Source organism: Sediminibacterium sp. GW821-FHT12F12 (genome assembly GCF_058806635.1).
Genome location: NZ_JBXAPW010000022.1, coordinates 1 through 10,187 on the forward strand (window position 1 = coordinate 1; position 10,187 = coordinate 10,187).

A 10,187-nucleotide genomic window follows, 5' to 3' on the forward strand; every position below is an offset into this window, starting at 1 on the left:
TCATATCTAACGCCCAGCCAAATGCATCTCCAATCCAAAATCAGCATTAAAACCTATAAAAGCAAAAACGGTAGCAGAAAAATACCCACTACCGTTTAATTACCTATTTTTATTCTTTATAACCGTATCTGATTTTTAGGACGACACAGCGGGCACAAAACAGAAGAGCCGGAAATAATCCCAGCTCTTCTTTTTGCTACCCGGCGAATCTCACTTACGCCTTAACTTTTCCATACGTAACGGCTGCCTGTGCCGCTGCCAACCGCGCAATAGGTACGCGGAATGGAGAACAGCTTACATAGTTCATACCAATACGATGGCAGAATTTTACGCTCTCCGGATCACCGCCATGTTCACCACAGATCCCTACTTTTAATTTCGGTTTGGTTTTACGGCCCCTTTCTGTTCCGTCTTTGATCAGTTCGCCCACACCTTCCTGGTCAATGGTCTGGAAGGGATCGTCATGTAAAATTTTTTGGTCCATATAATTGGGCAAAAATCCACCCACATCATCCCGGCTGAAACCGAAACTCATCTGGGTAAGGTCATTGGTACCAAAGCTGAAGAAATCTGCTTCGATCGCCATCTTATCGGCCAGCAAGGCGGCCCTCGGAATTTCGATCATGGTACCATAGAGATACGGGATGCTTTTCACTTTCATTTTGGCGCATACTTCTTTATACACCCTGTCAACAATCACTTTCTGGTGCGTTAACTCATTCACAGTACAGGTAACCGGTACCATAATTTCGGGTAAGGCTTTTTTACCTGATTTCACCAACTCCGCAGTAGCTTCCAGGATAGCGCGGATCTGCATTTCAGTGATCTCGGGATAACTCACCCCCAAACGAACACCGCGGTGACCCAGCATCGGGTTGTTCTCGTGCAGTGCCAGTACCCTTCTGCGTAATACGCTCATACTGATACCGAGTTCTTTGCTCAGCTGCTGCAGTTTCTCTACATCATGCGGCACAAACTCGTGCAGTGGCGGATCCAGCAGGCGGATGGTTACGGGGTTACCCTTCATCACTTTCATGGTGTCTTTGATATCTTTTTTTACAAACACAAAGAGTTCATTCAGTGCTTTTCTTCTTTCGGGTTCTGTTTTACTCATGATCATCTTACGCAGCAGGAACAGCGGTTGCTCACTGCCTTCGCCATAAAACATGTGTTCTGTTCTGAACAGTCCGATACCTTCTGCACCAAAAGCCATGGCCTGGGCCGCATCCTCTGGTGTTTCGGCATTGGTACGTACGCCCATTAGTTTGGTTTTGTCAACCAGCGTCATCAGGTTTTTGTAAGAAACATTTTTATTAAGGTCTATCGCCACCAACGGAATATCGCCCTGGTACACCAGTCCTTTGGTACCATTCAGGGTAATCACATCACCTTCTTTAATGATCTCTCCGTTTTTCGCTTTGAAGGTTTTGGTTTCGCTGTGAATTTCAATATCGGTGCAACCTACAATACAGCATTTACCCCAACCGCGGGCTACCAGTGCTGCGTGAGAAGTCATACCGCCCTTCGTGGTTAAGATGGCTTGTGATTTGTGCATACCATCCACATCTTCGGGCGAAGTTTCTTCGCGCACCAGGATCACTTTTTCTCCTTTATGCGCCCACTCTACCGCTTCGGCAGATGAGAATACCACACGGCCTTTGGCACCACCCGGACCGGCTGGTAATCCCTTAGCAATGGGTTTGGTAACGGCTTCCACTTTGGGATCGAGCATGGGCAGCAGTAGTTCTACCAGTTGGTTGGGTGCCACCCGCATGATCGCTGTTTTGATATCGATCAGTTTGGATGCATACATTTCGGTAGCCATGCGCACTGCGGCAACACCATTACGTTTACCTACACGGCACTGCAGCATGTAGAGTTTTCCTTTTTCAATGGTGAACTCGATATCCTGCATATCCTTATAGTGTTTCTCCAGGCGCTGCTGGTACTGATCCAGTTCTTTGTACAGTTTGGGCATCAGTTTCTCCAGTGTATCCAGGTTACGGCTATGGTCGTTTTTAGAATAGGCGTTGATGGGGGCGGGTGTTCTGATACCGGCCACCACATCTTCTCCCTGTGCATTTACCAGGTACTCTCCATAAAATTTATTTTCGCCGGTGCCGGGGTTACGGGTAAACGCCACACCGGTAGCACTGGTAGTACCCATATTACCAAACACCATGGCCTGCACATTTACAGCTGTGCCCCACTCATCAGGGATCTTTTCAATGCGGCGGTATTCAATGGCACGTTTACCGTTCCAGCTGCCAAACACACCTCCAATTCCACCCCATAATTGCTCCAGAGGTTCTTCGGGGAAGGGTTTGCCCAGCACTTTTTTCACGGTTACTTTAAAATCTTTCACCAGTTCTTTCAGTTCAGGAACCGTTAGTTCCGTATCAGAGGTATACCCTTGTTTGTGTTTGATGGCTTCCAGTTTTTCATCCAGCACTTTGCGGATGCCTTTGCCGTTTTTGGGTTCTATGCCACTGGCTTTTTCCATCACCACATCGGCATACATCATTACCAGTCTTCTGTAGGCATCATACGCAAAACGCGCATCGCCCGATTGTTTGATCAGGCCTTCGATGGTGGTATCATTCAACCCAATATCCAGGACCGTATCCATCATACCGGGCATACTGCGGCGGGCGCCGGAGCGTACAGATAAGAGGAGTGGGTTCTGCGGATCGCCGAATTTTTTTCCGGTAATTTTTTCGATAGCTGCCAGTGCCGTATTCACCTGCGTTTTCAGGATAGCGGGATACGTGTGTTTATGATCATAATAATAGGTACACACATCAGTAGAAATCGTAAAACCAGGAGGTACGGGCAATCTGAGTTTTGGGTGACCCGCCATTTCGGCCAGGTTGGCTCCTTTACCTCCCAGGAGGTTTTTCATGGATTCATTTCCGTCGGCCTTGCCGGCGCCAAAGAAATAGACGTACTTCTTTGCAGGACTCTTTTTTGTCATATCGGTCATTTTTATAGTTTAAAATTAGACCGGTATCGGGCAGCAGCTTATGACAATTGTCATGCTGACAACTGTATTTTATCAGTTGGGGTTCCTTCATTACAGTTATCCGGCGCTGCTTTTCTCTGTGTAACTCCTAATCTCTGTACCTCTGTGTTGAAAAAAAGCGCCCAACATCATTCGATTTATCTTTTAACACAGAGGGCACGGAGTGACAGAGGGGCACAGAGGTTTTTCGTTGTTGATGTGCCGGGCCTGGCTTAATCAATCAACCTAGTCTTTGCAAACCCAGACCGGGCAGGGATGATGGATAGAGATAGCCGTTTTTCAGGGTAAACCCACCGGATACCAGGTCGCGGCTCAGGTCAAAACTGCCATCCAGGTCCAGGTAGCGGGTATTACTGCAGGCATAGGCTATCTGCAGGGCGGCGGCGATGCTAACGATACTTTCATCATTACAACCCCAGAACAGTTCCAGCCCGGCCGCTTCTGCAATAGTAGTTATGCGGCGGGCGCCGGTTATGCCACCACATTTCATGAGTTTAACATTGAACACAGCAAAAGGCTGCGGATCCCGGGCAAGACGGATAGCAGTGTTAGCATCCAGCAGACTTTCATCCGCTACCAGTTTCTGACGTGCTGCTGCCGGTAAAGAACGCAGGTTTTCTTCCTGTCCGGAAGGCAGGGGTTGCTCTATCAGTTCCAGTGCAAGATCTGCGGTGGCAGTAAGAAATTGCTGAAGGGCTGTCAGATCATATCCCTGGTTAGCATCTACCCTTATTTTCAGCTTAGTACCAAACTGTTCCTGTAACTTTTTTACTCTCTCAATATCTTCCTCAACCGCAATCCCTGTTTTGATCTTGAGAATGCGGAAACCCTGTGCAAAATAATCACGTGCCTCTTCCAGCATCTCGGCAATGGGTTTGATGCCGATGGTGACCGATGTAAGTAAAGGCCCCTGTTGCTGGCCATAAAAATCCAGTACCGAAATACCGATCCATTTACAAAAAGCATCGTGTAATGCCAGATCAATGGCGGCGAGTGTGCCAGGTAAATGCGGAAATAATATATCGGCTTGTTTGATCAGTTGCTGAAAATGGCGGATATCTTTCCCTTTCAACAGATCCAGCACCTGCGCCGATTGCAGATTAGCAAAAGTTTGTTCCGGTGTTTCGCCCACGACTTCTTCAAAGGGACTGGCAGCACCAAGCCCCACCATTCCGTTTGCAAGCTCCAGTTCCAGGAAAACAATGGTTGCATGCGAAGTAGTGTGGTAGGCAATGGTATAGGGTTTGGTCAATGGCAGGTTCTCCAGCCAGGCGCGCACAGCTACGATCTTCATGACTTGTTTGTTTTCATGTGTGAGCGGATCACAGGAATCACCGCATCTACTCCTTCCTGCAAAGGAAGTAATACCGGTATGCCCAGTTCTTTTTCGTAAGCCCGCTGAAAGGCATAGGCTTCTTCTTCTGTGCAGTGTGAGGTATTCAATGCCAGTGCAATCACTTCTGATCCGTAGGTTTTGATCAGGTTTACTTCCGAACGTACCGAAGGTATCTCGCCCCATTCGGGCAGATGATCAAAATGGATCCGCTTGGGTGCATGCACCAGTATCACCAGTTTGGCATTACCTGATACCAGAAATTCCGAACCACAAGGTCCACTCGGATTGCGCAAGGCCGATTGCCCTTCGAGTAAAATCAGTTCTGCATGGGTTTCTTTCCAGCAGCTTACAATGGCATGTTCTATTTCGCCGGAAATAAAATCGTTCAGGGTTGAATCAAAAATAAATCCATACTTACCCCCCTGCAACCAACCGGTTTGTCCGGTATAGATCATCTCAGCATGAATACCTTCTTTGGCACAGGCTTCGCGAACCATACGGCAGGTAGTTCTTTTGCCAAGGGCACAATCGGTACCCAGCACGGCAATGATAGGCGCTTTCACTGAAAATATTTCGGCCGACCAGAAATGCAGGTCCTCTCTTTTCTTCGGTTTTCTGATATCGGTTAAACTAACCCCTTTCTCTTTGGCCAACGCCACCAGTTCGGGTTTATCGTTCAGGTAATCGTGTAATCCATTTACGATGGAGATGCCATGGTTGATGCAGGTACGGATGATCTCCAGAAAAACCGGCGGCAGAATACCACCCACAGTAGCTACACCAATAATGCAGTAATCAATTTTTTCTCCTTGCTGCAAAGCTTCTTCAACGCTTGCATACACAGGCAAGTTGCGGTGTTTTCCATCCAATACTTCACCGGCATCGCGGCCTGCGTGCAAACTGTCGATGATGCCCGCAATGTGAAAACGCTCTGTGCCACGGATCAGTCCATGCGCGGTTTTGGCATCGTCTGTATGTAACATGCCTTCGGTGATAACGAGGGCCGCAGGTAAATGCATGTCTGACATCTTATTTAAATGACTTACTTTTTAAAAAACTAACTTTTTCTACTATTAAACATCACCCTGATAATCGGGATTTCTTGTCGCTCTCGGTCCCACCATCGGCGGGAGCCCCGTCCCTGTTCCCGGGCTGCTTTTTCTTCTGCTCCCGCTTTTAGCGGGATGCTACGCATCATTTTGTTTGCCTTCGCCTTCGCTCGGCACCGAACAAAAAGAGGTCCGTACACAGGAACTGATTAGAAATTTTGAATCAACTACCCAACACCATCCATTTTATTATTTAACACAGAGGAAAGCTATAACACTTTACTTTCTGCTGATAAATGTTCCGGGATATACTTTAGTACTTTGCTTGTTCTGATACACCATCTGCCCGTTCACCCACACTTTTTCTATTCCATCTGATAAAGCGCCCGGCTCCTGTATGCTGGAGCGATCCTGAACGGTAGCGGGATCAAGTAGTACCAGGTCGGCAAAATAGCCGGGTGCAATTTTACCACGGTTGGCAATACCTACATGCTGTGCAGCGAGTAAAGTCATTTTACGCACAGCTTCTTCCAGTGTCATGATCTTTTTCTCGCGCACATATCTTCCCAACACCCGCGTAAAAGAACCAAAAGCACGCGGATGACCGCCAATAGAACCATCGGAACAGATATTGGTATGTTGCCAGGCCAGCAGTTTCATCACATCTGCTTCCACCATCGATTTGCCCATGATGGTTTCTACACCAGTAACTCCGGGGTTGTTTTTCCGGTAAGCTTCCGCCTCGGCTATCAAAGAGATTAGTGTTTCTGCCGATGTTTCCTTTCGCATGGCAGCAATGGCTGCTATCGTTTTTCCCTTATAGGCCGGATTGGGTGCATAGCGGAACAGGATAGATTCGTTCGGATCAAAAGTATGGTCCACCGCAAATTGGGCACTCTCCTTATTCGTATAATCTGTTTTAGGAAACAACACTTTCAACGTACTGTTCCAGAAATCATAGGGGTAACAATCGGCCGTGATATCGATCCCTTCTTTGCGCGCCTGCTCCAAACGGGCCAGTAATTCCGGTGCTTTTCCCCAATCATCTTTCAGCGCAATTTTTATATGCGATACCTGTACCGGCAGTTGGGCTTCGCGGCCAATAGCAATGATCTCTTCGATGGCTTCTTTCAGGTTCACATCTTCGCTGCGGATATGGCTGGTATAACGACCCTTGTATGTGGCCGCCACCCTTGCCAGCGCCACTACTTCTTCTTTGGAAGAAAAAAAAGCACCGTCGTATTCCAGTCCGGTAGATAAGCCCAACGAACCTTTCTGCATTTCTTTCTCCAGCAAAGCCGTCATCTGTTTAATTTCTGCTGCCGTTGCTTTTCTGTGCAGTTCTTTTTCGCCCATCACTGTTTCGCGCAGGGTGGTCTGACCCGTATAGGTTGCGATATTCACAGCAATCGTTTGCAATAAGAGCCGGCTGCGCAAACTATCTATCCAGCTGCCCTCGCCATCCTGTCCGGATACAATGGTGGTCACACCCTGGTTCAACGCCGCAATGGCTTCGGGTTTTGTGCGCAGGGAACCCTGCAGGTGACTATGTGTATCAATAAATCCCGGTGTCAGTGTTTTTCCCCTTCCATCTACCAAAACCTCTCCCGGTAAGGGTTTCAGCGCTCCTACGGCGATGATCTTATTGCCCTGTATACGCACAGCCGCTTTTCGCGCAGTAGTGCCTGTGCCATCTATCAACCAAATATTGTGGATCAGTTGTGTAACGGAAGACTGTGCCCAGACCTTAGAAAATGAGAGCAGTAAAAAAGCGAACAACAGTTTGTATTTCATCAGCGGAACAGCAACAGGCCTTGATGCCTGGCTGCTATTCACTAAATTAAAAGTATATCTGCATAAATTGACAGATTTATTCCGCAAAGCCTCTTTAATTTAGCCAGATGACAGCAGAGGAGCAAAGACTGAAGGCCAACAGCACCAAAAAAATTCCTTTAGAACAATGGGGACCTTATTTATCCGAAAGACAATGGGGCACCGTTCGCGAAGATTACAGCGAAAACGGTGATGCCTGGAACTATGTACCCTTCAGCCATGCACATGCCCGTGCTTACCGCTGGGGCGAAGATGGACTGGGTGGCATTTCCGATTTTTTTGGTAATCTCTGTTTCTGCGTATCGCTCTGGAACGGGAAAGATACCATCCTGAAAGAAAGACTCTTTGGCCTCGGTAATAACGAGGGTAACCATGGCGAAGATGTAAAAGAACTTTACTACTATCTCGAAAACCTGCCTACCCATTATTATATGCAGATGCTGTACAAGTATCCGCAGCAGGCATTTCCTTACCAGGAGCTGATCAAAAAAAACAAACAACGCAGCAAACTGGAACCGGAATATGAAATTCTGGACACGGGTATTTTTCAGGACAATGAATATTTTGATGTACTCATCACTTACGCCAAAGTAAACAAGAAAGATATCGGCATCCGTATCGAGATCACCAACCGGGCCAGTGTGGCGGCACCCCTTACCGTATTACCTACGCTCTGGTTCTTTAACCGCTGGCAATCGCGCGGACTGGATAAAAAACCGGTGATCAAATCGATTGACCAGGCCAATATGGTAAAAGCCAAACACGAACGTCTGGGCACTTATTATTTTTACTATCCCAAAACCAAAGAGGCATTTTTTACCGAGAACGAAACCAATACCGAAAAACTATTCGGCAAAAAGAATGAATCCATTTTTGTGAAAGATGCTTTTCACGATGCCATCATTCAGGGAAAAAACAAAGAAGCACTCAAAGAGAAAAAAACGGGTACCAAGTTTGCACCCGTATACCATTACCAGATAGCCCCTGGTGCCACAGAAACCCTGTACCTGCGTTTGAGCGATGTGCAGATGGAATCGCCATTTACGAATGCTTTCACGGATATTTTTCAGCAACGCAAAGTAGAAACAGACGATTATTACCACAGCATTTTATCGCCGCAACTGCCGGCCGACCTGCACAATATCCAACGCCAATCTTTGGCGGGTCTGCTCTGGAGCAAACAATATTATTATTACGATGTAGAACGCTGGCTCTCCGAACCCGATGGTATTGCCCATGTGGGCCATGAACGGGGCAAGGGCCGCAACCACGACTGGCAACACCTGAAAAACCAGGACATCATTCTTATGCCCGACAAATGGGAATATCCCTGGTATGCCGCCTGGGACCTCGCCTTCCATTGTGTGCCCATGGCCATGGTAGATCCGGTTTTTGCCAAACACCAGATCCTGCTGGTAATGCGCGAATGGTACATGAAACCCGACGGACAGCTACCCGCTTACGAATGGAACTTCAGCGATGTAAATCCGCCGGTGCAGGCATGGTCGGCACTGCAGGTGTACCAGATAGAAAAAAACAAAACAGGGAAAGGCGATATCAGTTTTCTGAAAAAAGTGTTTCACAAACTGATGATCAATTTTACCTGGTGGATCAACCGGAAAGATCCCAATGGTAATAATATGTTTGAAGGCGGTTTCCTGGGTCTTGATAATATTGGTGTGTTTAACCGAAGCCTGCAATTACACAGCGAAGCAAGATTGGAACAGGCCGATGGTACCAGCTGGATGGGTATGTACGCCCTGAACCTGATGGATATGGCGCTCGAGATTGCTATGGAAGATGGGGCTTTTGAAGACAGCGCCACCAAATTCTTTGAACACTTTGTATTAATTGCCGAGGCATTGAACCAACTGGGTTTATGGAACGAGGAAGACCAGTTCTTTTACGATACCCTCGGTTTGCCCAACAACACTACCATACAATTACGCATTCAATCCATAGTAGGATTAACCTCGCTGTTTGCCGTATCGGTGATCGAGAAAAAAATGCTGAACAAACTGGGAGATTTTACCAAACGCATTACCTGGTTTGAGCAGTACCGCAAAAGGAACAAAAAATTCTGGCCCAACGAAGAGATCGCTGATGAAGATAAAATGCTGATCTCTCTCATCCCTAAAAACAAACTCACGGCCTTATTAAAACGGGTGCTGAGCGAAACAGAATTTTTATCCGAAGGCGGTATCCGTGCTTTATCCAAATACCACGAGAAACATCCTTACTCTGTTACCATCGAAGGGCATGTATATTCCATCCAATACGATCCCGGTGATTCTACTTCTGATTTTTTTGGAGGTAACAGTAACTGGCGCGGACCTGTGTGGATGCCGATCAACTACCTCATTATTCAGAGCATTAAAAAGTTTGGTGAGTTTTACGATGCTTCTTTGAGTATTGAATATCCTACCGGCTCGGGTGTGTATATGGATCTGAAACAGGTGGCCAATGAATTATCCAAACGCGTAACCAGCCTCTTTGAGCTGGATGCCAACAACCATCGCAAACTGCATGGTAACCAGAACTGGTTTTACAGCCGGCCCGAGAACAAGGACCTGGTTTTATTCTACGAATATTTCCATGGCGATAGTGGCACAGGCCTCGGCGCCAGCCACCAAAGCGGCTGGACCAGCCTCATTGCCCAACTCATTGCAGACAGAGCAGAGAGCGAACAGTGATAAACTCTTTTCCTCTCTTTTTCTCTTGTCCACTCTTAGTGAAACTTTCCGTACCATCAGCCATTCCGCTGATAGGCGGGATGTTTGTTTCACTAAGAGCTTAAAGAGAGAAAGAGCAAAAGAGGGGGTTACCTTTTACTGCGCCTCCGCGCCTTTGCGAGAAAATTAGCACGCAAAGGCGCAGTTTGATTGCTGAGATAGATTACACCTGCGCCAACTCTTTTATCCTCTTTTTCTCTTATCCACTCTTAGCG

The 10,187-nt window shown here is 47.2% G+C and carries 5 protein-coding genes; 1 reads left to right on the forward strand and 4 read right to left on the reverse strand.

What is annotated here, in order from left to right; all coding sequences use genetic code 11:
- Positions 1-214: 214 nt before the first annotated feature.
- From ppdK to AC1RNB_RS18270, 4 genes are all read right to left on the reverse strand, one after another.
- Entirely contained in the window at positions 215-2,974 is a 2,760-nt protein-coding gene (gene ppdK / locus AC1RNB_RS18255) for a pyruvate, phosphate dikinase (RefSeq protein ID WP_493085154.1), read from the reverse strand.
- Between the two features lie 268 nt (positions 2,975-3,242).
- On the reverse strand, positions 3,243-4,316 hold the full coding sequence (locus AC1RNB_RS18260; protein WP_493085156.1) for a mandelate racemase/muconate lactonizing enzyme family protein: 1,074 nt from the start codon (positions 4,314-4,316) through the stop codon (positions 3,243-3,245).
- Positions 4,313-5,377, reverse strand: coding sequence for an N-acetyltransferase DgcN family protein (locus tag AC1RNB_RS18265; protein ID WP_493085158.1), 1,065 nt, complete (start codon positions 5,375-5,377; stop codon positions 4,313-4,315). The genes AC1RNB_RS18260 and AC1RNB_RS18265 overlap by 4 nt, the downstream gene beginning before the upstream one ends.
- A 309-nt stretch (positions 5,378-5,686) precedes the next feature.
- Positions 5,687-7,201, reverse strand: coding sequence for an N-acyl-D-amino-acid deacylase family protein (locus tag AC1RNB_RS18270; RefSeq protein ID WP_493085160.1), 1,515 nt, complete (start codon positions 7,199-7,201; stop codon positions 5,687-5,689).
- A 107-nt stretch (positions 7,202-7,308) separates the two neighbouring features.
- Between AC1RNB_RS18270 and AC1RNB_RS18275 the strand changes: the two genes are divergently transcribed.
- Entirely contained in the window at positions 7,309-9,933 is a 2,625-nt protein-coding gene (locus AC1RNB_RS18275) for an MGH1-like glycoside hydrolase domain-containing protein (protein WP_493085162.1), read from the forward strand.
- The last annotated feature ends 254 nt before the right edge of the window (positions 9,934-10,187 follow it).